The organism is Pusillimonas sp. T2 (assembly GCF_002236805.1).
Taxonomy (GTDB): Bacteria; Pseudomonadota; Gammaproteobacteria; order Burkholderiales; family Burkholderiaceae_B; genus Neopusillimonas.
Genome location: NZ_NIQA01000003.1, coordinates 453,775 through 479,122, shown reverse-complemented (window position 1 = coordinate 479,122; position 25,348 = coordinate 453,775). Strand labels below are relative to the sequence as shown.

Below are 25,348 nucleotides of genomic sequence, written 5' to 3'. Positions count from 1 at the left end.
GAGTTTTTTTGTTTATTGCGGCACGCAGGCTTGGCGAACAGCGTGTTCCCATTGTTGCATTAAGGCCTGCGCCTGAGACGTCGAAATGCCTGGCGTGAATACACGTTCTGGTTTCCAGAGCTGGGTCAGTTCGTTTTGTGAGGTGTAGGCGCCACACCCCAGGCCGGCCAACCAGGCCGCACCAAGGGCCGTGGTTTCGGTTACGGCTGGCCTGATGACAGGGATACCAAGCAAGTCAGCCTGAAACTGCATCAGCAAGTTATTTGCACTGGCGCCGCCGTCGACCCTGAGTTCGGAAAGAGGCAGCCCGCCTTGCTGGGCTGTATCGCGGCTCATGGCCAGCAATAGCGCGGTGCTTTGAAAAGCGATACTTTCCAGGGCGGCCCGAGCAATATGCGCCAAGGTCGTGCCGCGCGTCAGCCCGGTAATTGTTCCCCGGGCGTCGGGTTGCCAGTAGGGCGCGCCCAGCCCCGAAAAAGCCGGCACGACGGTAACGCCGCCCGCAGTGTCGACACTACCCGCCAAGGCTTCAATGTCGGCGCTACGCTCGAAGGCATTCAGACCATCGCGCAGCCACTGCACAATGGCGCCGCCGACAAATACGCTGCCTTCAAGCGCGAACATGGGTTGGGCCGAGGGTTGCGCAGCCCGGGTCGTGATTAGGCCGTTGGCGGATGGCTTGGGGGTTGTGCCGGTATGCATCAGGGCAAAGCAGCCGGTGCCATAGGTGTTCTTGGCCATGCCGTCTGAAAAGCATGCTTGGCCAAACAGGGCGCTTTGCTGATCGCCGGCAACCCCGAATATTGGGATTTCTGCGCCGAACCAGTCTTTGTGGGTGTGGCCGAATAAACCGCTGGAGGGCAGCACAGCGGGTAGTGATTGGGCGTTGATGCCGAACAAGGCGAGTAAGTCGGTGTCCCATTGGCCCGTATGTATATTGAACAGTAGCGTGCGAGACGCATTGCTGACATCTGTTGCAAAGGACTTGCCACGGGTAAGTTGCCACAACAGCCAACTGTCGACAGTACCAAGTGCAAGTTGCCCGGCCTCGGCGCATCGTTTTGCATCGGGGATGTTTTCAAGCATCCATTGCATTTTTGTGGCCGAAAAATAGGCGTCGAGACGCAGGCCGGTTGCTTTCGATATGGCCGTTTCGTATCCGGCGTTAATAAGTTGCTGACACCGGGCTTGTGTGCGTCGGTCTTGCCAAACGATAGCGGGACAAAGCGGTGTTCCGTTGCGCGTATCCCACGCAACGACTGTTTCGCGTTGGTTCGTAATGCCGATGGCTAATATGTCTTGCGGCCTGATATTTGCTTTTGCAATGACCTTCTTGGCCGTTTCAAGTTGAGTCTGCCAAAGGCGCTGAGGATCATGTTCAACCTGATCGGGTTTGGGTGTTGCGGGCAGTAGTTCGGATTGCTCAATGGCGATGAGGCCACCTGACAAGTCGAATATAATACTGCGCGAACTTGATGTGCCTTGGTCGAGTGCTAGCAGGTAGGCCATGGTTTTAATATTTTTTTGATAACTTTTCAGTATATCAATAAAAGTATGGGTTTAGGAATAGGCTATTGTTCCTAGACCCTTTTTTTGTTTGCTGATGTAAACTTTGTTTGGTAAAGGCAACAAACTGTCACTGAATGCATGTTTTGTTATGTGATGAAGTCAAGAAAATCTGTTTTTTATCAATATTTTGCTGGGCTTTTGTTGTTAGTTGGCTAATTCTTTTTGAGTGGTGGTGCGTATTTTTGTCTTAAATACGGCCTAGGCTGACTCGGTGGGTTTTGGGGTGTGAGGCTTGTTTTGTGTTGTTCGTGTGTTTGTCATATGAGCTTTCGGCAAGCTTTAAGAATTTGCGGCTTTTTTTCAACATTTCGACGGACTTTGTTGCGTTTTTGACATTAGTCAACAGAACCATAAGAGATTAAGTCGATAATCCTTCACGTCTAATTGTTATATAGAACGAGTTAGGAATTTTGGCGTAGGCCGTATTTGCTGGTTATGCAGCCAAAGGCTGGCGTTAGCAGGGTATTTGGTAACAGTTTGTTGTTTGTGTGTGGCCTTGTAGGTGTCATACAGCGCTCATAAACTGTTGCTAAGCTTGTGTTTGGGCAGCGCGTTTGCGGCCCAGATGTGACACAAATTTAAGGAATTTGACAGTGTCTACGAAAGAAACAACTGCATTGTTGCAGGATATTCAAGAAGTTAACTTGTCGTACCTCATGCTGGCCCAACGTTTACTGCGCGAGAACCTCGCTGCAGGTATGTTTCGTTTGGGTATTGGCGAAGATGCTGCAGGTATTTTGCTCGAACTTTCTCCGGCCCAGTTGGTCAAGCTGGCCAGTTCCAGTTCGTTGGTGTGTGGTTTTCGCCTCGACGACTACGCCTTGTTGTCGTCCTTAACGCGCGACGTACTCGATGGTGTGCTGCAGCAAGCGCACGCCACTATTTTGCTTTCCAACCGCGTAGCACAAACCGTTTAAGCGGTCTGGTATCGTCAGTCATGGCCTCTAAAAGCGTCGCTAAAGAAGCAGAAGAAATTATTCTTGCCTCCGAAATGATTGCGTTGGGTGCGCGCCTGCAGGTTTTGCAGGCCGAAACTTCCCTCAGCTACGACCGTTTGGCGCGGCTGTACCGGGAAATCAAAGGGGCTTCACCGCCAAAAGGCATGCTGCCTTTTTCGGTCGACTGGTTCATGACTTGGCTGCCCAATATTCATTCCAGCCTTTTTTACAATATTTACAGTTACCTCGACCGCTTCACGCCGGCAAAAAAGTCGCAGGCGCTCATACATGCGTATCGGCTTTATATCGAACAGTCTTCGGCGGGCCGTTTGCCCGATGATGCCAACGAGCCGGTGCTGAGCTTTACCCGCGCCTGGATGTTGGTGCGTTTTTTTGAAAGCGGTTTGTTGCAACTATCTGCCTGCGTGCGGTGTACCGGCTTATTTGTAGCGCACGCCCACGATCCCCAGCACGATTTTGTTTGCGCTATTTGTCGTCCGCCCCCGCGTGCGGGCAAAACGCGAAATCAACGGGCCGCTCGCGCCAAGCAGCTTACGCCCACCAGCCCCTGATGCATCCCGGGTTTTCAAAATCTGTCAGGCTGTATCAAACTGCGTTATGCTAGCGCGGCGATTTAGCCTCAAAAATGCCCGTTAACGGGCATTTTTATGGCGCTTAAAACCGGCGATCATACCGGTTACGGCTAAAAGTTAAAAAAGGTTCGTTCGTGCTGATTCTTATTGGTTTCGTTGTTGTTACGGTATGTATATTTGGTAGTTATGTGGCCCTTGGCGGGCACCTGGGTGCCTTGTATCAGCCCTTCGAACTCGTGCTTATTGGTGGCGGGGCCCTTGGGGCCTACATTGCCGCCAATAACGGGCGCTCTATCAAGCTACTGCTTAAGGCTTTGCCGGCAGTACTGAAAAAGTCGCCCTACGACAAGGCGCTTTACATGGAGCTGATGGCGCTTTTGTATGTGCTGCTAAATAAAGCGCGTCGCGATGGTCTCATGACTATCGAAGCCGACATCGAAGAGCCGGACAAGAGTCCGATTTTTGCCGAATACCCCCGCATTCTTAAAGACCATCACCTGGTCGAGTTCATTACAGATTACATGCGGCTGATGATCAGCGGCAACATGAGCCCCTTCGAAATCGAAACCCTGATGGATCAGGAGCTGGATGCCCACCACCAGGAAGCCAGCGTGCCAAGTCGGGCCTTGGCGATGGTGGCCGACGGCTTGCCGGCGTTTGGTATTGTCGCGGCGGTTTTGGGGGTCATCAAGGCGCTCGCGTCGGTCGATCAGCCGCCAGCTATTCTGGCCGACCTCATTTCCAAGGCCATGGTGGGTACCTTTTTGGGTATTTTGTTGGCCTACGGTTTCGTCTCGCCCATGTCCTCCGCCATGGAGCGGCGCAACGATGCCTCACTCAAAGTGCTTGAGTGCATCAAGGTCACGTTGCTGGCCTATATGAACGGTTATCCGCCGCAGCTCGCTGTCGAGTTCGGTCGTAAGGTCTTGTTCTCTGCCGAGCGGCCGTCGTTCAGCGAGCTCGAAGAGCACGTGCGCCAGACCAAGTCGGTCAAGAAAGCGTAACGGGGCGTACATGAGTAGTACTGACGCCCCACGCATTGTTATCCGACGTAAGAAACGGGGCCACGAGGCACATCACGGTGGTGCCTGGAAGATCGCGTACGCCGACTATGTGACGGCGATGATGGCCTTCTTCTTGGTGATGTGGCTGTTGTCACTGGTGCCCAAAGAAAATCTCGGCCAAATCGCCGAGTACTTCCGCATGCCGCTCATGGATGCGATCTCGGGGGGCAAAGCCTTGAATGACAACAGCTCGGTCATTCCGGGCCAGTCACCGAGTGTCATTCCCAATAAAAATCCTATCCAGTCGCGGCAAACGCCTATCGACGACGAGGCCGACACACGTGATACGCGGCGTCTTGAAGACTTGCGCGGCCAGCTCGAGGAACTCATCAATACCGATCCGGTCCTGCGTCAATTCAGGCCCCAATTGTTGCTCGACATGACCTCCGAAGGTTTGCGTATCCAGATCGTCGATCAGCAAAATCGCCCAATGTTTCAAACGGGTAGCGCAATCGTGCAGCCCTATATGCGCGAAATCTTGCGCGAATTGGGTCCGCTGTTCAATCATTTGCCGAATTCGCTGACCATATCGGGCCACACCGACGCCACGCAGTATGCGCGCGGTGAACGCGCCTACAGTAACTGGGAGCTCTCGGCAGATCGTGCCAACGCAGCGCGCCAAGAGCTGATCGCAGGCGGTATGTCCGAAGAAAAGGTCAAACGTATTCTTGGGCTGTCCTCTACCGTCAGTTTGGTTAAAGAAGACCCGTATGCAGCCGTTAACAGACGGATCAGCCTGGTTGTACTTAACGCCCGGTCTGAGCGTCGTATGGATCTTGAAAGCGCCACCGACAGTTTCGATGTTGATGCGCAAGGCAATATCGTCGAGGCACTCGAACAAAGTCTTGGGGCTGGTAAGGCCATGCCCGTCGATAACGCAAAATCCGCTGTGCCCGGCACTACGCCGCCGGCAGCGGCGCAGGGCAATAACAACTAAAGAACCAGAAGGAAAGGCAATGAGCGAAGGGGTCGACCTTAGTCAGTTTTATGACATGTTTTTCGACGAAGCCGACGAGCTGCTGGCCGATATGGAGCAGACGTTGCTCCAGCTGGATATTGGCCAGCCCGATATGGATCAGTTGAATGCCATCTTCAGGGCCGCCCACTCCATAAAAGGAGGGGCTGGTACGTTCGGGTGCTTCGGGCAGCTCGCCGAAACCACCCACTTACTCGAAAACCTGCTCGATGCTTTGCGCCAGGGCGAAATGACGCTGCGCAAAAACATGGTAGACCTATTCCTGGAAACTAAAGACGTGCTTTCCGATCAAGTCGCTGCTTATCGCAATGGCGAGCAGCCCGATGCCGAAGCTTACGAGCGAATTTGTGAACAATTGCGCCAGTTGGCGTTGCAAGAGGGCGGTAAAGTGCCGGCGAGTCCTGCCGGGGGTATGGCATCAAGTGCCGCGCAGGTGCCCGCTGCCAACGCTTCGGCAGTCGAAAGCCCTGAACCGACCGTAGCGGCCGAATCAACGCCAGTTGCCGCCCAAGGTGCGAGCGATTTGCCCTTGCACGTAAGCCTGATCAACCTCAACGAGAAAGACGCCGAGGTTTTACAGGCAGAGATGATGCTCATGGGCGATATTCTGCATCAGGTCAAGGGCGATCAAACCCTCGATCTCTGGATCAAAACAACAGAATCGGCGGCCGATATTGAAGCCGTCTGTTGTTTTGTTGTCGATAGCAAGCAGGTTACTGTGGTCGCGCAGGCTGTACCTGCTCAGGCCGATGTTTCGGCACCCGCAGTGCAAGCTGCGGCACCCGTCGCCAATGCCATACCTGCTACATCAGGGGTTGTTTCAGAGGCCGCGCCGGTAACCCAAGCCAACGAACAAAAAAATATTACGCCTGACCCCGCTGCCGCGCAGCCGTCTGCGGCCGCGGGTTCGACACCGTCGTCTTCCAAAGAGCGCGATGCAGGCAAGGCTGCCAACAAAGAGGCAGGCACATTGCGCGTAGGGGTCGAAAAAGTCGACCAGATCATCAACCTGGTCGGCGAGTTGGTCATTACGCAGGCCATGCTGGTGCAAACGGCATCCACCCTCGATCCCGTGCTGCACGATCGCCTGCTTAATGGTATCGAGCATCTGGAGCGCAACGCCCGCGACCTCCAAGAGGCGGTCATGTCAATTCGCATGATGCCAATGGACTACGTTTTCAGCCGCTTCCCGCGGGTGGTGCGTGAAAATGCCCTCAAGCTCAATAAAGAAATTCGCCTTATTACAAAGGGGCAGGCAACCGAACTCGACAAGAGCCTCATCGAGCGAATTATCGACCCGCTCACCCATCTGGTGCGCAATAGTATTGATCACGGGCTCGAAACCCCTGAAGTTCGGGTGTCTAAAGGCAAAAAGCCCGAAGGTACGCTGACCTTGTCCGCGCAACATCTGGGTGGACAGATTGTCATCGAGGTTTCCGACGACGGTGCTGGCTTGAGTCGCGAGCGCATTCTGAAAAAAGCGATTAGCTCAGGCTTCCCTGTCAACGACAGTACGCCCGACGAAGAGTTGTGGCAGCTGATTTTTGCGCCGGGCTTTTCAACTGCCGAAAAAGTGACCGAAATTTCCGGCCGTGGTGTTGGAATGGATGTCGTGCGCCGCAATATTCAAGACATGGGTGGTCATATCCAGTTGTCTTCACGGTCGGGGCAGGGCACGACAACCCGTATTTTTCTGCCGCTGACGCTGGCCATTCTGGATGGTATGTCGGTGCAGGTGGGCGAAGAAATATTCGTCTTGCCGCTCAGTCATGTGACCGAGTCGTTGCAGCCTTCGCTTGAGCAGGTACACAGCATTTCGCAAACCGAACAGGTATTGCATGTGCGCGGCGAGTATCTGCCGCTGGTCGCATTGCACGATGTTTTCAGCGTAGATAACGCCCAAACTGATATTTCAAAATCAATTGCCGTTATTTTGCAGGCCGAAGAAAGCCGCTTTGCGTTACTCGTCGACCATCTCGTGGGTCAGCAGCAAGTCGTGGTTAAGAACCTCGAATCGAACTACCGGAAAATTCCGGGTATTTCGGCAGCAACCATTTTGGGCGATGGCAGCGTTGCATTGATTGTCGATGTCTTTGCCCTGATGCGCATGACATGCAGCAAAGGAACCCAGACTACCGCTATGAAAGTTCTCGGAGAACAAAATGCTTAACGAAACAAATAACAAGACGCAACAGGTCGACGACGCCGGTAAAGAGTTTCTGGTCTTTACCCTGGCCGCCCAAGAGTACGGTATCGATATCCTTAAAGTGCAAGAAATCCGTGGTTACGATAGCCAGAGCGTAACGCGTATTGCCAACGTGCCTTCGTTTATCAAGGGTGTAACCAATCTGCGCGGCGTGATCGTGCCTATCGTCGACATGCGCCTGAAGTTCAACCTTGAAAATGTTGAATACAACAGCCAGACAGTCGTGGTGATTCTCAACCTCGAAACTCGAGTGGTTGGCGTGGTGGTCGATGGCGTTTCCGACGTGCTGATGTTGCGTCCGTCACAGATCAGTGCGGCACCACAGTTCGGTACGGCTTTTTCTACCGAATATCTCACGGGTATCGGCACCGTCGGCGAGCGCATGCTTATTTTGGTCGACATCGAAAAGCTGATGACCAGCAGCGAAATGGCCTTGGTCGAACAAGCTATTGTCTAAAAAGATATTCAATTGACGACCTCGGTTTTTGCGCAGATGACGCCAGCGGTATTGCCCGTGGCGCCCGAAGAGTTTGAGCGGGCGACGCGTCTGCTGCATCAACGCACGGGAATTGTTGTAGGGGAGCACAAGCGCGAGATGGCGACGCGCACCCTCAGTTTGCGTGCACGCAAGTTGGGCGCAAATACGGTGTCCGATTATTTAGGGTTTTTGCAGCAGAACCCTGATGGCCCCGAATGGGAAGACTTCGTTAATGCATTCACCATCAACCACACGGCATTTTTTCGCGAGCAGCACCACTTCGAGACGCTGCGAAATTTTGTGAAAGGGCGGCGCGGTCCCATAAATATCTGGTGCTGCGCCTCTTCGACTGGTGAAGAGCCCTACTCAATAGCCATGACCTTGCAAGAGTCCGTGCCCAACGCCTCCAGCCAGGCGTCGATTTGGGCCACCGATATCGACACCCAAGCCATTGCACGTGCTCAAAAAGGCGTTTACACCCTTGAGCGCGTTAAGACGGTGCCCGAACCCTTGTTGCGTAAATATTTTTTGCGCGGCAAAGACGCCAAGTCAGGGTTGGTCCGGGTCAAGCCCCTGTTGCAAGACATGATCAAGTTCGAACCATTGAACTTGCTGGCGCCAAAGTGGCCGACCGACAAAAAATTCGATGCAATTTTTTGCCGGAACACGATGATTTATTTCGATAAAGAAACACAAACCAAAATCCTCGACCGGTTCGCCCCTATGCTCAAGCCCGACGGCTTGTTGTTTGCCGGTCACTCAGAGAACTTCACCTACCTGACCAAGGCCTTCAAGCTGCAAGGTCAAACGGTTTACGTAGTTGTCCGATAAGCAGTAATGCCTGCTGCCAGTCCGGCGGGTGGTAAAGATTTTTAGTAGCACATATACAAAAGGCCAAAGTCATGAAGAAAATCCGGGTGTTATGCGTTGATGACTCGGCTCTGGTCCGTGGATTGATGACCGAGATCATCAATAAGCAGCCCGACATGGAAGTCGTTGCTGTTGCCCCCGACCCTCTGGTTGCCCGCGAGCTGATCAAGCAGCACAATCCTGATGTCCTGACGCTGGATGTTGAAATGCCGCGCATGGACGGGCTCGATTTCCTTGAGCGTCTGATGCGGTTGCGGCCCATGCCTGTGGTGATGGTGTCGTCACTGACCGAACGCAATTCCGAAGTCACACTTAGGGCGCTCGAGCTGGGTGCTGTCGATTTCGTTACCAAACCCAAGTTGGGCCTGCGTGATGGTCTGATGGAATATAGCGACTTGATCGCCGACAAAATCCGTGCGGCCGCCAGCTCGCGCCCACGGCCTCGCCCCGCAGCGGTGCCTGGTGCGCCGGCGCAACGCCTGAATGCGGTGTTTTCAACGACCGAAAAAATCATTGCAATCGGGGCCTCTACAGGCGGTACTGAAGCCATTCGGCAGGTTCTGGTACCGTTGCCAGCCAACAGCCCGGCGATTATGATTACGCAGCATATGCCGGCCGGGTTTACCAAGTCATTTGTGCAACGACTCGACAATCTTTGTGCGGTTCGGGTCCACGAGGCTGAAGACGGTCAGCGCGTCTTGCCTGGGCATGTGTACTTGGCGCCAGGTGGTGTAGCGCACATGAAGCTGGCGCGTTCTGGCGCAAACTATGTGGTTCGCCTCGAAGAAACCGAGCCTGTTAATCGTCACCGGCCATCCGTCGATGTGCTGTTTCATTCTGTGGCACAAGTGGCCGGGAAGAACGCGGTTGGCGCACTGCTTACAGGTATGGGAAAAGACGGCGCCCAGGGTTTGCTGGCCATGAAACAGGCCGGCGCGGCTACATTTGCGCAAGATGAAGCCAGTTGCGTGGTCTTTGGCATGCCGCGCGAAGCATTACTGATTGGCGCTGCCGATGAGGCTGTTCCATTGCAAAATATTAGCGAAAAATTATTGTCTAGCGCGGGTGCGTACGGTCATCGCGTCTAAGCCGCCACGCGGGCAGTCATAAACTCAATCGGAGAGTAAAGTGGTTCAAAAAAACATCAAGATCCTCGTTGTGGACGACTTTCCCACAATGCGTCGGATCATTAAAAACCTGCTGAAAGACTTGGGCTTTGATAATGTCGATGAGGCGGAAGACGGCCAGATGGGCTTGGACAAAATTCGTAACGGCAATTTTGACCTTATCGTGTCTGACTGGAATATGCCCAATATGGACGGTCTGACCATGTTGCAGCATATTCGTGCCGATGCGGCGCTGGCCAGTTTGCCGGTGCTGATGGTGACGGCTGAAGCCAAAAAAGAAAACATTGTTGCGGCCGCCAAGGCCGGTGCCAGCGGTTATGTGGTCAAGCCATTTACTGCGGCGGTTCTCGAAGAGAAGCTGAACAAGATTTTCGAAAAGATCAACGCGTAAAGGGTGTGCCATGACGACCGAAGACCCCGGTGCGGTTGACGCCAGCCCCGAGCAGCACCCCGAACTTATCCAACGCATTGCCCATGTGACACGCATGCTGCGCGAAAGCATGCGAGAACTGGGTCTTGATCAGACCATCACCGAGGCCGCAGAAGCCATTCCCGATGCGCGTGATCGGCTTGATTACGTTGCTCAAATGACCGAGCAAGCTGCGAATCGGGTGCTGAATGCGGCTGAAGAGGCGCGTCCGTTGCAAGAAGAAATGCAGCGTCAAGCCGAAGGACTCGATGCGCGTTGGCAAGAGTGGTTCAAGCATCCTGCCGAACTTACCGAGGCGCGCCAGCTAGTTGACGATACGCGTGCGTTGTTGCGCGATATCCCGGCAAAAACCCAGGTGTCGCAAGACAAACTCATGGAAATCATTATGGCCCAAGATTTCCAGGACCTGACCGGTCAGGTCATTATGCGTATGTTGGGTGTGATCAGCGCGATCGAGACTGAGCTGGTTCAAGTACTAATTAACTACTTGCCTGAAGACCAGCGCCAGGTTAAGCAAAAAGAAATGGATTCTTTGCTTAATGGCCCCCAGGTTAAGCCCGAAGGCAAACCAGAGGTTGTGTCCAGCCAGGATCAGGTCGACGACTTATTGTCCAGCCTGGGTTTTTAGGCCTGAATTAAGCGCTTTTATTGGTGTTGCTTGCCACTTAGGTAAAATCGGCCAGCCCTTATACTCCGGGCAGGTAGGTTTTACCTTTTATTTTTTCCGGCAGCATTTTGACCCATGGCAGAGGATAGCGACCTCGAAAAAACCGAATCAGCCACCCCCCGGCGCCTGGAAAAGGCGCGAGAAGAAGGGCAGGTGGCGCGTTCGCGCGAGCTCAATACCTTCATGCTGCTGGCCGGTGGTGTGGCCGGCTTATGGTTTATGGGCGGAGAGCTCTACCGCACCCTGACCGGCGTGATACGTGCCGGTATGTGGTTCGACCTGCGGGTTGCCAAAGATACCGCAGTCATGACCGCACAGGCGGCCAACTCGGCCTGGAACGCGCTGCTGGTACTGCTGCCGATTTTCGGCATATTGGTCATATTGGCCGTGTTTTCGTCGGTTTCGCTTGGCGGGTTGTTGTTTTCTACGAAGGCACTCGAGCCCAAGTTTGAACGCATGAACCCCTTGAAAGGTGTCATGCGCATGTTCTCCGCGCAAACCTTGGTCGAGTTGATTAAAACCTTGCTTAAAGCAACGGTTATCGGCGGCATCTCGGCCGCAGTCATTTGGGCTTACCGCGACGACATGCTGGCGCTGACTTATGCGTCGCCGACCGCTGCGCTGGTCAATGGCATGCGACTGGTGGCCTTGTGTAGCGCCCTTATAGTTGCTGCATTGCTGCTTATTGTGTTCATCGATGCGCCTTGGCAGTTGTACAGTCATCATAAAAAGCTGCGAATGAGCCGTCAGGACGTCAAGCAAGAACACAAAGAAAGCGAGGGCGACCCACACGTCAAAGGGCGCATCAGGGCGCAGCAACGCGCCATGGCACGGCGTCGCATGATGTCCGAAGTTCCCAAGGCCGATGTGGTTGTTACCAACCCTACGCATTATGCGGTAGCGTTAAAGTACGAAGATGGTGGCACCGGTGCGCCACGCGTGGTGGCCAAAGGCAGCGGCCTGACCGCCGCACGCATACGCATGCTTGCCGATGAACATAAAGTCCCCATGTTCAGCGCGCCGCCACTGGCTCGTGCCTTGCACGAGCATGTCGAGCTGGGGCACGAAATTCCTGTCGAACTCTATAAAGCGGTGGCCGAGGTCTTGGCCTGGGTGTTCCAGCTGCGAAGCTGGAACAATGGCACGGGAGCAGAACCCCTTGTGCCCGACAATTTACCGGTACCGCCCGAGCTCGACCCCTTGTCGGCTAAATAGCCAGGCACCTGAATTTAATGAATAACTTACTCGCCCTGTTTAAAGCCAACGGTTCGCAGCACGCACGATTGCTGGCCGGTCCCGTCTTGATCATCATGGTTTTGTCCATGATGATCTTGCCGTTGTCACCCATCGTCCTCGACTTGTTTTTTACGTTCAACATCGCGATGTCGATCATGGTGCTGCTGGTGGCCATGTTTACTAAAAAGCCGCTCGATTTTGCGGCTTTCCCGGCGGTGTTGCTGTTTACCACCTTGTTAAGGCTGGCGCTTAACGTCGCCTCGACCCGCGTGGTGCTGATGAACGGGCATCAAGGCCCCGACGCAGCCGGCCAGGTCATCGAAGCTTTCGGTCACTTTCTTATCGGCGGCAATTTTGCGGTCGGTATCATCGTGTTCATCATTTTGGTCATCATCAACTTCATGGTCATTACCAAGGGTGCGGGGCGCATTGCCGAAGTCGGCGCGCGCTTTACGCTCGATGCCATGCCGGGTAAGCAGATGGCTATTGATGCCGATCTGAATGCGGGGCTGATTGGTGAAGAAGAGGCGCGCCGACGCCGCTCCGAGGTGAGTCAGGAGGCGGAGTTCTATGGTTCGATGGACGGCGCCAGCAAGTTCGTGCGTGGCGACGCCGTCGCAGGTTTGCTGATCATGGTCATCAACGTTGTTGGTGGCCTGATCGTGGGCGTTGGTCAGCACGGCTTAAGTTTCGCTGATGCCGCCGAGGTCTACACTATTCTGGCGATTGGCGACGGTCTGGTCGCGCAAATTCCGGCGCTCGTTATTTCAACTGCTGCGGGTGTAGTGGTGTCGCGTGTGGCTACCGACGAAGATATCGGCCAGCAAATGGTCGGGCAATTGTTGGCTAACCCCACCGTCATGTTCATCACGGCCGCTATTTTGGGCATCATGGGGCTCATTCCCAATATGCCGCATTTCGCCTTTTTGTTGTTGGCCGCTTCGTTAGCCGGCACGGGCTGGGTGCTTTACAAGCGTCAGCAGGAAGAAGCCGTGAAGGCGGCGCCGGATCCCGTCCAGCAGCAGGCAGCAGCCGAAGCTGCCGCAGCCGAGGCGACCTGGGATGACGTTGCCTTGGTCGACCCGCTGGGGCTTGAGGTCGGCTACCGGTTGATTTCCTTGGTCGACCACTCTCAAAATGGCGAGTTGTTGCACCGGATTCGCAGTCTACGTAAAAAGTTTGCGCAAGACGTCGGCTTTTTGCCGCCCGTGGTGCATATTCGTGACAATCTCGAGCTCAAACCCAACGAATACCGTATTTTGCTGTCGGGCGTTGAAGTCGGGCGCGGCCTGGCCATGCCTGACCAATGGATGGCGATCGACCCGGGCGAGGTGGCAACCAAGTTGCCGGGTACTCCAACGACCGACCCCGCGTTTGGCTTGCCGGCTGTATGGATTGATGTGTCGTTGCGTGAACAGGCGCAGATTGCTGGCTACACCGTGGTGGACGCGGGTACAGTTGTGGCGACGCATTTAAATCATTTAATGCATCGCTACGGTGCCCAGTTACTGGGCCGTCAAGAAGTCCAGCAGTTGCTTGACCATATTGCAAAAGAGTCGCCCAAGCTGGTCGAAGACCTGGTGCCCAAGACCATCAGCCTGACCGCCTTGCAGAAAATATTGCGAGGCTTGCTCGACGAAGAGGTACCCATTCGAGATGTCCGCACTATTATCGAATGCCTTGCCGAACATGCACCACGACTTTCGGCCATGAATGCCAATGGTACTGGGCCCGATCCAGTCGAGTTGTTGCAGCAGGTTCGTATGGCATTGGGCAGGGCAATTACTCAGCAGTGGTTTCCGGGCGATGGCGACTTGCGCGTTATTGGCCTCGATCCCAAACTCGAGCGGGTGCTGACTCAGGCGCTCACTACAAGTGGTGCGCTCGAACCTGGTCTGGCTGAAACTCTGCTCAACGACGCACAGCGCGCCATCAATGCGCAAGAAGCGCGTGGTGATGCAGCCGTGCTTGTTGTGCCGCCTGTGTTGCGATCTTCATTGTCGCGATTCTTGCGACATCATTTTCCGCAACTGGGTGTCTTGTCCAACTTCGAAATTCCTGAAGAACGTATACTGCGTATCACTTCAGTAATTGGCGGGAGTCCTAGTTGAACATTAGTCGTTTTTTCGGCGCGACGAATCGTGAAGCCCTGCGTCAGGTTCGTCTGGCGCTTGGGCCTGATGCGCTGATTATTTCCAATCGCCGTGTTAATGGCGGCGTCGAAATACTGGCCACCGATCAAACCGCATTACCCGATAATGTCGTGCAGCAGATTGCAGCTCAAGAAGCCGAGGCTGCAGCCAAGCAGGCGCCCGTCACAATGCGTACCGCTTTTCGACGTCCTGATCAGGCTTCGGGTCCGGTGTCATATCCGGGTATGCCTGGGACACCGCCCACGTCTGCCTCTGGCAGTGATCCGCGTCGTGCCGGGGCTTTGTCCGGACACATGTCTTCTGCAGAGGGCGGATCACGTCCGACCGGTGCGATGCCGTCCGCTGGCGGTTTGCCTCCTTCAGGGTTGCGTCAGCCGCCGGCAACAGGTTTGCGCCCAGCGCCGGCAGCTTTGGCTGCAGCGATGGGCGGGCCGACCGAATCGTCCGGCGATGTGCTCGGGGCCATTGGCGCTCTGCAAGGCGTTCTTGAAAGCCGTATCGACGAACTTTTATGGGGCAGCCAGCTGCGTCGGGCGCCCCAGGCTATTTCACTTTTTCAAACCCTGTTGGGTTTTGGGTTCAGTACGGCACTGCTTCGGGCCATGCTTAAGCGTTTGCCCGAAAACATGGGTGCCAAAGCGGCATTTCAGTGGGCACGCAACGAATTGGTGCGCCACTTGCCCGTGCTTGAAACTGAAGACGAGCTTTGGCAACCTGGTGCAGTCGTGGCGCTGGTGGGGCCGACCGGTGTGGGTAAAACGACGACGGTGGCCAAGCTGGCCGCGCGTTGCGTCAAGCGTTTGGGTGCAGAAAATGTGGTGTTGCTGACGACCGACACCTACCGTATTGGAGCCCACGAACAGTTACGCATTTATGGCCAAATGATGCGCGTGCCGGTTCACGTGGTTCAAGATGCTGCTGAGTTGCGCCGTATCCTGGGCGGTGTGAGCGCGCATCAAACCGTGCTTATCGACAACGTAGGTATCAGCCAACGCGATCGCCATGTGGCTGAACAGGCCACCATGCTGGGCCAGGCCGGGCGCGACATCCAGCGCTTGCTCGTACTGAATGCCTCCAGCCACGGTGATACGCTTGATGAAGTCGCCCGCAGCTACACCAATGATGGTGGCAGCCGGTTGCGCGGTTGCATCATTACCAAGGTCGACGAAGCAACTCGCCTGGGCGCTGCACTCGACACGGCCATTCGCTATCAGTTGCCGGTTTGCTATATATCCGACGGTCAGAAAGTTCCGCAAAACCTGTCGTATTTGTCGGCGTCTGATTTAGTCGACCGGGCCATGGTCAAGCCACAGTCTCAGGCTTTGTATGCGCCGTCCGAGGCCGATTTTGCGGCCCTGATGTCTATGGCCAAGCCGGCTGAAGAGACACCTCAGAATATCGAGAAAAAGCGTCGTCAGTTATTGCCGAATTTGTTGACGGTTGCCGGCAGTGCGGGCAGTGGTGTCGAGCTCGCCGACATCGAGGGCGCTTGCGCGCAAATCGACGACGACCTGCTGACCTCTGAAACCTACGAGCTGTGGCGCCGCTATTTTAAAGGTGATATTACCGACGGCATCCAGGCATTGGGCTTGCATTTATTGCGGGCCGCACAAAACGAATTTGTAGGCCAGCAGGGGCAGTACATGCTGGCCTTGCACGATCAAATTGCGCTGCGAGAATCCGATAACCGTTCGGCAGGCCGCTTGCGCGCCACAGTATTATGTAGTCAATCCGGCACACCTTGGGCGTCGCCTTATCAGCAGCTCACGCTGGCCGACGGTTGGCGAGCCTCCGACGGCAGTTCCGCACTTCAGGCACCTGGCAATATCGAGGCCTTGCTGGATCAGATCAGTTGGGTGGCGCAGTCGCTTGCCGAAGTGCCTGTGTTGCATGTTTTCGACCAGTCTACGCAAGCGCTTTGGCATGCGGTGTCTGCGTCGGGTGCAGCTTGGCTGTCGCCATGCCCCGCAACAACCAAAGTGTACGAACAGGGGTGCGCCACGACGGTAGGCGCGCTGTCCAAGGCCGTCGACTACCATCCCGTCGGCGCGCTCAACGAGCTGCTCGATCTGGCCGAAATTCAAAGCATAGATCGTGGGCGGCTGGTTGTTTGGGCTGGTGTTCAGGCCGTGGAGCTTGTGTCTCGGCAGGCCGGCCATCTGCCAGTGCTTCTGGTAGCTGCTCGCGTAGTCGATCGCGACAGCGGTACTGTATTGCGCACAGTGCATGGGCTTGCGCATGCCACCACCATCAATGCGTCGCCCGAGCGTCTGGCAATGGCGCTGTTGGTCGCCACCGAGCAAAAAGCCGCTTTTCGTCTGGCCGCGCGCTGGTGGCCTATGCTTGCGCCACGGCAATGGGCCGATGCCTCTCAAAAGCGCGCGTTGACCGCCATACAGGTAGGGCTTGCAACGTGGCATGCTCTTGCGGGTGTTGAGACTGTCGGGTTGCGTAAGGCGCTTTTGGGCCTGGCGGGTAACCCAAGACCCACTCAGGTGGCAGCAGTGTCGGCCATGATGAAATTGTTTACGCTCAAAGAAATGACCGTCTGAGCTGACAAGCCCAGGTAACCGCAGGCATGTATAACGTAATCTGCCTGCGGGTGCCGCTTCACCTATCTTTGTTTAAGCTTGCCCAAGACGTGATACGCCTGTGACTGCCGGATATCAGCCGGCTTTAACGGGCTTGAGCCGTGGTTGGGTGCTACCGCCGGGGGTGTCGAGGTGTTTCGACTTTCCGCTGGCGTCGTAGACTTCGCTAGCCCCTGTACCTACATTGGCTAGGCGTTGCAATACTTCCAGCATCTGCCGGTTTTGGCGTTGCAGCAAGCCAATAGATGCGCCGTTGGTTTCGTTCAGGCTGCGTGCTTGCAGGGCGAGGTCGGTTAGCCGTGCCGCTAGGGTAGAGGCTTCGGGGTGTGCTTTTGCTGCTGCTTGTAAACCAGCATGGCCTGCAGAAAAACCGAGGGCCTCGAGGGCTTGGTCGCGGGCTTGCGTCGCCTGCCCCAGTTGTTCGGCGTGTTGTTCTTTTTTCTGGCTTGATGCAACCAGTTCGTCGGGGCGGCCCGATTCGAGAATTTGAGCTTCGCTTTTCAGGGTGTCGATAAACCGCCCGACGAGACGCACTTCGGTATCAAGACAATTGATAAGGGCTTGAAGTGCTTCGGGCTGGTCTGACATGATGGCTACTTATTTGAGAAGTTCGCGGGCACTTGCCAACAACGAGTCGGCGATGCGCTCGGGGTTGACTTTGAGTTCGCCAGCAGCGATGGCATCGCGGATTTGCTGGACGCGCTCCATGTTGATGTCGTTGTCGCTGTTTTCGAGGCTGGACAAGTGTCGTGCTGTGCTGCTGAGGTCGACAGCCGATTTGCCGGTTGGGCCTGCGTTATTTTGGGTCGCGGTTGCGCCCGCCCGTTGAGGGGCAATTGGATTAACGGCAGGTTTGTTCAGCGACGGTGTGATTTTCACGGGTTGCTCCGGTGTAACAGGGCGTCTGAGCCCTAAGTATAGAGGGTAACGGACGCACGACACAAAACTTTAGCCGCTAAAACAAGATTCTTACATCGGGATGATGACGGTTTGGGCATTAAGTACGGTGGCTGTCACGATTTGGCCTGATGCGGTCTTGACCTGGATTTGGGTACCCGGTTCGCCGCCCTGCATGGCCTGGCCGTCGCTGCTGGCGACAAACCCCAGGCCCCGAACCTCTATTTTAACGCGTTGCCCCCGTTCGATAGAGTCGGGGCTGCGTAAGGCAGATGCCTTGATTGGGCGCCTGGCGGCTAAGCGCTGGGTGGTAATGTAGCCAACGAGTTGACCCGGGTCGAGCAACGACCCCGCGGGTAGGCGAAGCAGGTCGCCTTCTTGCGGCAAGATATCGTCTAGGCTAAGCACACTGCCTGCATTAACACTGCGTGCGGCAACGTAATACACGCCGTCGATGCGTACATTGACCTGGGTGTAGCCGACCCACGGTTGCGGTGCCAAGCATCGTATGCCCACGTTAAGCCGTGATCGTAACGTTTGGCGGCCTGGCAAGAAAATTTCGTAGTCGGCGCAGGCCGGCTGTCTTTGCAGGTTGGGGTCAGAGATCGAGATCACGGGTACGCCAGGCCACGAAGCGGCCAGATCTTGCAAAAATGCCTCGATATCGGACACCAAGGCATCGGTGTTGATGGCTGGGGATTCGGGAGAGGAGGGGGCTGATTGCGCTGCGGCCCAGGTGGGGGCTAAGAAAAGCAGAACGCTGAGCCCTAGGGCATTTAATGTGGACATGGCCCCATTTTAAGGCCCGTTCAAAGTGTCGCCAATAGCCGGTTCGCCCGATGACTGCAATTCAACTGGGGAATTGGCCGACAAATTGCACCTTATTTCGAAGTTTGTCTTGCGAGGCCGGCGTCTACTATAGAACCTGACAATTAACGGCTGCATAGGTAAAACCTTTAGGCCGGTAATCAAAAATTTGCGTTTTGAATTGTACAGGTTGGATCATGGTTGATCGTATCGGCGAAGATTTCAAGTTTTTCCAGGACGCCATCAGGCTGCGTCAGCAGCGTCAAGAAGTGCTGGCTGCAAATATTGCCAATGCCGACACGCCTAATTACAAGGCCCGCGACTTTGATTTTGGCAGTGCCCTGAAAGAAGCAATGGGCAATGGCCACCAGCGTTTGCCCGACACAGCGCTGGCAACGACATCGGCGCGGCACATTCCAGGTTTGGCGCAATCACCCGCGGGTGCCAATTTGCTTTACCGTCAGCCTTTGCAGCCCAGTCTTGATGGCAACACCGTCGATATGGATGTCGAGCGCGTGCAGTTTGCCGAGAACACCACCAAATATCAAACCGACCTCACCATCATTTCCCAGCGCATCAAGGGTCTGATGGCCGCGTTGCAGCAGTAATCAGGGTTATTAAGTCATGTCTTCGTTAAGTCTTTTTCAAATTGCCGGCTCGGCGCTTACCGCCCAGTCGCAACGCATGAACGTTTCGGCCAGTAATTTGGCCAACGCCGACAGCGTCGCTGGCCCCGACGGCCAGCCCTACAAGGCCCGTCAGGTTGTCTTCGAAATGGTGCCGCAGGGCGGCCAAAATGCCGGCCGTGCGGCAGCGGTGGGTGGTGTGCAGGTGTCTCGTGTCATCGAAAGCAACGCACCCCCGCGCATGCAATACGACCCCAAAAACCCATTGGCCAACGCCGACGGTTACGTCACTTTGCCTAATGTTGATGTCGTTGCAGAAACCGTCAATATGCTTTCAGCGTCGCGCTCTTACCAGGCCAACGTCGAAGTCATCAATACGGCCAAAAGCCTGATGAATCGTACGTTGTCGATTGGTCAGTAACAGTTTTAATGGCCGGGCGGTGATGCCTGGCCTCGATACGGAGATTGAACCGTGGCTACAGTGAATCCTACCAGTAATGCCGTTGATTCGGCCTCTATGTTTGCAGCAAATGCGGCAGCAAACAAGCGGGCCGAAGACGCCAAGAATCAGTTCATGACCTTGTTGGTGACGCAGTTGCGTAACCAAGATCCTTTAAGCCCAATGGACAATGCGCAGTTCACTTCGCAATTGGCGCAGCTCGAGACGGTAAACGGCATTACACAGCTGAACAATACGTTGCTGGCGTTGTCTGGTCAGCTCGACATGACCCAGTCCATGCAGGCTGCCAGTCTGATTGGCAAGGGCGTCCTGGTCACGGGCAATAAGATTTCCTTGGGCAGCTCGCAGGTCGATGGCGAAACGGTCAAAGTGGCGACACCGTTCGGGGTCGATCTTATTTCGTCCGCTCAAAAGGTTGTTGTCACCATTCAAGACGGCAGCGGCCGTGCCGTGCGCACTATCGAACTGGGTGCCACACCCTCAGGCGTGCTCTCCATGGAGTGGGACGGCCTGGACGACGCCGGTCAGCCGGTGGCCGATGGCGCCTATTCGGTGCAGGTTGCCGCCACAGGCGCCGAAGGCGTAGCGGTCAGCAGTGAAGCACTCACGTACGGCAAGGTTTCAAGTGTTGCGTATGCCTCCGACGGCGTGCGGCTCGACCTCGGTCTTGTGGGGTCACGCTCGCTGTTCGACATTCGCAAAATTATGTAATTCATTCGTTAAGTTAACGGTCAGGACAAGGAAGAATCATGGGTTTCGGTCAAGGTTTAAGCGGTCTGAATGCTGCTGCACAAGAGCTCGACGTCATTGGCAACAACATTGCCAACGCGGGCACAGTCGGCTTCAAGTCGTCGTCGGTGGTGTTCTCCGACGTCTACGCCAATTCGCAGGTCGGTCTGGGGGTCAAGCTGGCCGCTGTCAACCAGCGTTTTACGGTGGGTTCCATCACAAACACGGGTAACCAGCTCGACCTGGCCATCGACGGCATGAAGGGCTTGTTCCGTGTCGAGGACCCCAACGGCAATATTCTGTATACCCGTAACGGTCAGTTCTTTGCCGACGAAAAGAACTTTATTGTCAATGCACAAGGCCAGCGTCTTACCGGTTTTGGCCTGATTGGCGATGATATGGCGCCGCTTCAGGTACCCCTGGGTAACTTGCCTCCGTCTGCAACCACCGATATTGCGACGATGACCAACCTGAACGCAAACGCCAACATTGTGTACGAACAAGGCGATACCATCGGGCTGGTGTATGCCAGTAGCGATGGGGGGACGACTTGGAATCAATACCGTTATCGTATGGATAGTGCCTCTGGCGCTATCTTGTCATGGAGCAATGCGGACGGTTCGCCAGCGACGCTTGCCGATGGTAATTATAATTTTGCAAATGATGCCTCCGGTACAGGGTCGGTAGGTCCGTTCACAGTGGCTGGTAACGCAGTTGCACCTGCTGACACCGCAGCAATTAAATCGGTCGGCGAAACCGACGGCATCGTTGCCCGTCCGTTCAGCACTACCGACGCCAACAGCTATACCCACTCGTTGCCGTTAACGGCTTACGACTCGCTGGGTAATTCCCACCAGTTCATTCAGTATTTCGTCAAGCGCGAATCGGATGCGGGCCAAACCGCCTGGGACGTCTACTATGCCATGGACGGTAATGTCATCAACCCCACCGCACCGCACCAGATGCGCTTCTCGGAAAGCGGTCAGTTGGTGTCTGGCCAGCAGAACACGCTCAACATTACCAATGTTGGCGGGCTTACAGCGCCTGCTGCCGATTTGGAACTCGCCTTTGATTACGACAAATCCACATCGTTCAGCGGCGCGTTCTCCTATACGTTTACCCCCAGTGGTTACCCTACGGGCGAATATGCCGGCATCTCCATTGGTACAGACGGCGCGGTAATTGCCAGCTACACCAACGGTGAAATGCGCACCACTGGCTACGTGGCCCTGGCAAACTTCAATAATTTGAATGGTCTTAAACCTTCGGGCGACAACGCCTGGGTAGAAACCGGCGCGTCAGGTCAGCCTATCGTGGGCCGTCCTGGTACTAATGGTCTGGCAAGCATCAAAGGGCAGGCGGTCGAAGACTCCAACGTCGATCTCAGCCAGGAATTGGTGCGCATGATTATTGCCCAGCGCTTCTATCAAGCTAACGCACAAACCATCAAAACCCAGGATCAGATCGTCCAGAATCTGATCTCGATGCGCTAATCGGCTTAAGTTATGGATCGTATTGCGTATATCGCAGCGGGTGGGGCGGCCAAGGTGCTTGAGCAGCAGTCGGTGCTCAGCAACAACATGGCCAACGTGGCTACCTCCGGCTTTCGTGAACAGCTCGTTAATTACCGCGCTGTTCCCATCAATGCCGAAAACACCTCGCCCACCCGGGTCGCGACCATTGCGTCAACTCCGGGCAGTAATTTTGGGCAAGGCGCCATGACCGAAACGGGTCATGCGCTTGATGTGGCGGTTATGGGAGACGGCTGGTTTGCTGTGCGGGGCCCTAATGGTCAAGAGGCCTACACGCGTGCCGGTGATCTTGCGGTCAACCAAAACAACCAATTGGTTAACCAAGCCGGTCATGTGATGTTGTCTAACGACGGCGCGCCCATCGAGGTGCCCGAGCGCGGCAGCATTACGTTTACGTCTGATGGCTCAATCACCGCGCTGGGTGCGGGTGACAACCCCGCAGACATTCAAGTTATTGGTCAGCTCAAGTTGGTCAACCCACCAGCGCAGGCTATGCAGCGCGGCGACGACGGCCTGTTCCGCTTCGACCAGGGCAATGGCCCCGCGGCTGCACCGGCAGACCCTGCGGTGCGCATGGTGTCTGGCTTTGTCGAGAAAAGCAACGTCAGCGCTGCCGAAACCATGATCGGCCTGATTCGTAACGGCCGCATGTTCGAGATGCAGATGCAGATTATTCAAGATGCTGATCGTAACGCCGAGCGCGCTAACAGCATTTTGTCGAGCAACGGTTAATGTAAAGCAGGGCGACGCAAATCTCGCCCCAAAGGAAAAACAATGATTCGTTCGTTATGGATTGCCAAGACAGGTCTTGAAGCTCAACAGACCAATCTCGATGTCATTTCAAACAACCTGGCCAACGTCAACACCTCTGGTTTTAAGCGCAGCCGCGCGGTGTTCGAAGACCTGATGTACCAAACCATTCGTCAGCCGGGCGCGCAGGTGGGTGCCGCCAACCAGCTGCCTTCGGGTATGCAGTTGGGCACCGGTGTGCGTACCGTTGCCACCGAGCGCATCCATTCGCAAGGCAATATGCGCGAAACCGGTAACCAGCTCGATGTGGCTATTCAGGGTCGTGGCTTTTTGCAGGTCGAAATGCCTGACGGTACATTTGCCTACACGCGTGACGGTAGCTTGCAAGTTGATCAGAACGGTCAGTTAGTGACGGCGGGCGGCTACCCGGTGCAGCCGCCCATCAACATTCCCGACAATGCGCTGAGCGTCAGTATTGCCCGCGATGGTACCGTTTCCATCACGCAGCCTGGTGCCGTCGGTGCCAGCGTCGAAGTCGGTCAAATTCAGCTGACGACGTTCATCAACCCCACTGGCTTGCAAAGCTTGGGCGAAAACCTCTACGCCGAAACCGATGCCTCTGGCCCGGGCAACTTCGCTCAGCCTGGCCTGGATGGTGCGGGTTTGCTGATGCAAAACTATGTTGAAACGTCGAACGTCAACGTAGCCGAAGAGCTCGTGAACATGATTACGTCGCAGCGTGCATACGAAATGAACAGTAAAGCTATCCAGACATCCGACCAGATGCTTGCTCGCTTGACTCAGCTGTAATTTTATTGGTCTGGAATATCGATGTTGCTTCGTGGTTTTCGTGGGTATGTGGTAGCGGCAGTGGCCGTTCTGGTTCAGGGTTGTGCACTTGTGCCGCCTGAACCTATTGTTACGGGGCCGCTCACGGCGCCGCCGCCTCCCATGAATACGGTCATGCCCGAGCCCAACGGCTCGATCTATCAACCGACGGCGTATGGTAACTACCCGTTGTTCGAAGACCGTCGTCCGCGCAATGTGGGTGATATCGTCACGATCATCATTCAAGAGCGCACCAACGCTGCCAAAAGCGTAGCGACCGAGTCCAGTCGTTCTGGCAGCGCTGGCCTGGGCATTGAGCTGGCGCCGGCAATTTTGCCTTCCAATATTGGCCCGCAGCAAAATTTCAACATGGGCGGCAACAACGATGCCGAAGGCAGGGGGTCTAGCCAGGCCAACAATACATTCTCCGGTACGCTGACCACAACCGTTATAGGCGTGTTGCCTAACGGCAATTTACAAATTGCCGGCGAGAAGCAAATTGCTATTAACCGTGGGTCTGAGTACATCCGGTTTTCTGGTGTTGTCGACCCGCGCTCTATCTCTGGTGCGGGTACGGTGCCTTCTACGCAGGTTGCTGACGCCAAAATCGAGTATCGCAGCAAGGGTCGTATGGATGAGGTTCAGGAAATGGGCTGGTTGCAACGTTTCTTCCTCAACATTTCGCCGTTCTAATCTCTCTCGGTCATACGTATGAAATTTCTTAAATATTTCTTTGCCGTGTTGGCGCTGGTGCTGATGGTGCCGGCCAAGGCAGATCGAATCAAAGATCTGGCTTCAATACAAGGCGTCCGTGAGAACCAGTTGATTGGTTACGGTTTGGTGGTGGGCCTGGACGGCAGTGGCGATCAGGTGCGTCAGTCGCCTTTTACGCAGCAAAGTCTTACGAACATGTTGTCCCAGCTTGGTGTGACCGTACCCCAGGGCACCAATATGCAGATTAAAAACGTGGCCGCTGTGATGGTAACGGCGCGTTTGCCGGCCTTTGCCCGCCCAGGGCAGGCTGTCGATGTCGTTGTTTCTTCGATGGGCAATGCCAAAAGCTTGCGTGGTGGCACGTTGTTGATGACGCCTCTCAAAGGCGCCAATGGCCAGGTTTACGCCATCGCCCAAGGTAATTTGCTTGTAGGTGGCGCAGGTGCGCAATCGGGTGGGTCCAGTGTGCAGGTTAATCAGCTGAATGGCGGTACGATTCCCGATGGGGCGATCGTCGAGCGCGGGGTGCCCACGACATTTATCCGCGATGGCTTCATCAACCTCGAACTGAACACCACTGATTTTGGTATTGCGCAAAACGTGGCGTCTGCGGTTAACCGCAAGCTGGGCGCTGGTACCGCGTCTGTGCTTGATGGGCGTCTGGTTCAGCTGAGGGGCCCCACCGATCCTGAGCGTCAGGCCTTGTTCCTGTCGCAAATCGAAAATATTCAAGTGGCCTTGCCGCCTGCCCGTGCAAAAGTCATTATTAATGCGCGTACCGGATCTGTGGTCATGAACCGTACGGTAACCATCGAAGAAGCTGCGATTGCCTACGGAAACCTGTCTGTTGCTATCAGCAGCCAGCAGCAGGTCAACCAGCCCGACACGCCCTTTGCCGGCGGCGAAACGGTGGTGACCGAAAGCACCCAAATCGAGATGCGCACCGACAGTGGCAGCATCAAGCGGGTAAAAACGAGTGCCCGCCTGGCTGATGTCGTTAGTGCGTTGAATGCCTTGGGCGCGACACCCCAAGATTTGCTGTCGATACTGCAAACACTCAAAAGCGCGGGCGCTCTGCGCGCCGATCTTGAAATCATCTGACGTTTG

Annotated in this window: 25 protein-coding genes; 21 read left to right on the top strand and 4 right to left on the bottom strand. The window is 55.3% G+C overall.

Translation table 11 applies throughout. The annotated features are described in order from the left end of the window. Positions 1-12: 12 nt before the first annotated feature. On the bottom strand, positions 13-1,509 hold the full coding sequence (gene glpK, locus PuT2_RS08055) for a glycerol kinase GlpK (RefSeq protein WP_093970490.1): 1,497 nt from the start codon (positions 1,507-1,509) through the stop codon (positions 13-15). Between the two features lie 653 nt (positions 1,510-2,162). Here glpK and flhD point away from each other — a divergent pair. From flhD to flhF, 13 genes are all read left to right on the top strand, one after another. Next, complete coding sequence (flhD, locus tag PuT2_RS08050) at positions 2,163-2,486, top strand: flagellar transcriptional regulator FlhD (protein ID WP_093970489.1); 324 nt, start codon at positions 2,163-2,165, stop codon at positions 2,484-2,486. A 20-nt stretch (positions 2,487-2,506) separates the two neighbouring features. After that, positions 2,507-3,079: a flagellar transcriptional regulator FlhC gene (flhC, locus tag PuT2_RS08045; RefSeq protein ID WP_093970488.1), complete on the top strand. Its 573-nt coding sequence runs from the start codon at positions 2,507-2,509 to the stop codon at positions 3,077-3,079. A 155-nt stretch (positions 3,080-3,234) separates the two neighbouring features. Next, positions 3,235-4,104 (top strand): flagellar motor stator protein MotA, encoded by an 870-nt coding sequence (motA, locus tag PuT2_RS08040; protein ID WP_093970487.1) that lies wholly within the window; start codon positions 3,235-3,237, stop codon positions 4,102-4,104. A 10-nt stretch (positions 4,105-4,114) separates the two neighbouring features. Then, positions 4,115-5,101: a flagellar motor protein MotB gene (gene motB, locus PuT2_RS08035; protein WP_093970486.1), complete on the top strand. Its 987-nt coding sequence runs from the start codon at positions 4,115-4,117 to the stop codon at positions 5,099-5,101. Between the two features lie 19 nt (positions 5,102-5,120). After that, positions 5,121-7,310: a chemotaxis protein CheA gene (cheA, locus tag PuT2_RS08030; protein ID WP_093970485.1), complete on the top strand. Its 2,190-nt coding sequence runs from the start codon at positions 5,121-5,123 to the stop codon at positions 7,308-7,310. Next, the gene (locus PuT2_RS08025; protein ID WP_093970484.1) at positions 7,303-7,803 is read left to right on the top strand and encodes a chemotaxis protein CheW; all 501 of its coding nucleotides are present in this window, start codon (positions 7,303-7,305) and stop codon (positions 7,801-7,803) included. Before cheA ends, PuT2_RS08025 begins: the two co-directional genes overlap by 8 nt. A 12-nt stretch (positions 7,804-7,815) precedes the next feature. Beyond that, positions 7,816-8,655 carry a CheR family methyltransferase gene (locus tag PuT2_RS08020; RefSeq protein WP_254046970.1) on the top strand — a complete coding sequence of 280 codons (840 nt, stop codon included), beginning with the start codon at positions 7,816-7,818 and terminating at the stop codon, positions 8,653-8,655. A 71-nt stretch (positions 8,656-8,726) separates the two neighbouring features. After that, a complete protein-coding gene (locus PuT2_RS08015) occupies positions 8,727-9,782 on the top strand; it encodes a chemotaxis response regulator protein-glutamate methylesterase (RefSeq protein WP_093970482.1) in 1,056 nt (351 codons plus the stop codon). Between the two features lie 40 nt (positions 9,783-9,822). Next, positions 9,823-10,212: a chemotaxis response regulator CheY gene (cheY, locus tag PuT2_RS08010; protein WP_093970481.1), complete on the top strand. Its 390-nt coding sequence runs from the start codon at positions 9,823-9,825 to the stop codon at positions 10,210-10,212. Positions 10,213-10,222: 10 nt separating this feature from the next. Next, positions 10,223-10,879, top strand: a complete 657-nt coding sequence (cheZ, locus tag PuT2_RS08005; protein ID WP_093970480.1) for a protein phosphatase CheZ — start codon at positions 10,223-10,225, stop codon at positions 10,877-10,879. A 114-nt stretch (positions 10,880-10,993) separates the two neighbouring features. Continuing rightward, positions 10,994-12,133, top strand: coding sequence for a flagellar biosynthesis protein FlhB (gene flhB, locus PuT2_RS08000; protein ID WP_093970479.1), 1,140 nt, complete (start codon positions 10,994-10,996; stop codon positions 12,131-12,133). Between the two features lie 17 nt (positions 12,134-12,150). Beyond that, positions 12,151-14,265, top strand: coding sequence for a flagellar biosynthesis protein FlhA (gene flhA / locus PuT2_RS07995; RefSeq protein ID WP_093970478.1), 2,115 nt, complete (start codon positions 12,151-12,153; stop codon positions 14,263-14,265). Then, complete coding sequence (gene flhF, locus PuT2_RS07990; RefSeq protein ID WP_093970477.1) at positions 14,262-16,859, top strand: flagellar biosynthesis protein FlhF; 2,598 nt, start codon at positions 14,262-14,264, stop codon at positions 16,857-16,859. The genes flhA and flhF overlap by 4 nt, the downstream gene beginning before the upstream one ends. Positions 16,860-16,973: 114 nt before the next feature. On the opposite strand, the gene PuT2_RS07985 is transcribed toward flhF, so the two are convergent. From PuT2_RS07985 to flgA, 3 genes are all read right to left on the bottom strand, one after another. Further along, on the bottom strand, positions 16,974-17,486 hold the full coding sequence (locus PuT2_RS07985) for a flagella synthesis protein FlgN (RefSeq protein ID WP_093970476.1): 513 nt from the start codon (positions 17,484-17,486) through the stop codon (positions 16,974-16,976). A 9-nt stretch (positions 17,487-17,495) separates the two neighbouring features. Further along, positions 17,496-17,777, bottom strand: coding sequence for a flagellar biosynthesis anti-sigma factor FlgM (gene flgM, locus PuT2_RS07980; protein ID WP_093970475.1), 282 nt, complete (start codon positions 17,775-17,777; stop codon positions 17,496-17,498). 90 nt (positions 17,778-17,867) lie between these two features. Next, entirely contained in the window at positions 17,868-18,584 is a 717-nt protein-coding gene (gene flgA, locus PuT2_RS07975; RefSeq protein ID WP_093970474.1) for a flagellar basal body P-ring formation chaperone FlgA, read from the bottom strand. Between the two features lie 215 nt (positions 18,585-18,799). On the opposite strand from flgA, the gene flgB reads away from it, so the two are divergent. Genes flgB through PuT2_RS15895 form a run of 8 tightly spaced genes read left to right on the top strand, consistent with a single transcriptional unit; the run spans position 18,800 to position 25,342 of the window. After that, a complete protein-coding gene (flgB, locus tag PuT2_RS07970) occupies positions 18,800-19,210 on the top strand; it encodes a flagellar basal body rod protein FlgB (RefSeq protein WP_093970473.1) in 411 nt (136 codons plus the stop codon). Positions 19,211-19,226: 16 nt separating this feature from the next. Continuing rightward, positions 19,227-19,649, top strand: a complete 423-nt coding sequence (gene flgC / locus PuT2_RS07965) for a flagellar basal body rod protein FlgC (RefSeq protein WP_093970472.1) — start codon at positions 19,227-19,229, stop codon at positions 19,647-19,649. A 51-nt stretch (positions 19,650-19,700) separates the two neighbouring features. Continuing rightward, positions 19,701-20,399 carry a flagellar hook capping FlgD N-terminal domain-containing protein gene (locus PuT2_RS07960; protein ID WP_093970471.1) on the top strand — a complete coding sequence of 233 codons (699 nt, stop codon included), beginning with the start codon at positions 19,701-19,703 and terminating at the stop codon, positions 20,397-20,399. 38 nt (positions 20,400-20,437) lie between these two features. Then, a complete protein-coding gene (locus PuT2_RS07955; protein ID WP_093970470.1) occupies positions 20,438-21,910 on the top strand; it encodes a flagellar hook protein FlgE in 1,473 nt (490 codons plus the stop codon). Positions 21,911-21,922: 12 nt separating this feature from the next. Further along, positions 21,923-22,681: a flagellar basal body rod protein FlgF gene (locus PuT2_RS07950; protein ID WP_093970469.1), complete on the top strand. Its 759-nt coding sequence runs from the start codon at positions 21,923-21,925 to the stop codon at positions 22,679-22,681. Between the two features lie 42 nt (positions 22,682-22,723). Then, the gene (gene flgG, locus PuT2_RS07945) at positions 22,724-23,509 is read left to right on the top strand and encodes a flagellar basal-body rod protein FlgG (protein ID WP_093970468.1); all 786 of its coding nucleotides are present in this window, start codon (positions 22,724-22,726) and stop codon (positions 23,507-23,509) included. A gap of 21 nt (positions 23,510-23,530) precedes the next feature. Then, the gene (locus PuT2_RS15900) at positions 23,531-24,220 is read left to right on the top strand and encodes a flagellar basal body L-ring protein FlgH (protein ID WP_173862521.1); all 690 of its coding nucleotides are present in this window, start codon (positions 23,531-23,533) and stop codon (positions 24,218-24,220) included. An 18-nt stretch (positions 24,221-24,238) separates the two neighbouring features. Beyond that, a complete protein-coding gene (locus PuT2_RS15895) occupies positions 24,239-25,342 on the top strand; it encodes a flagellar basal body P-ring protein FlgI (RefSeq protein ID WP_173862520.1) in 1,104 nt (367 codons plus the stop codon). Positions 25,343-25,348: the final 6 nt, after the last annotated feature.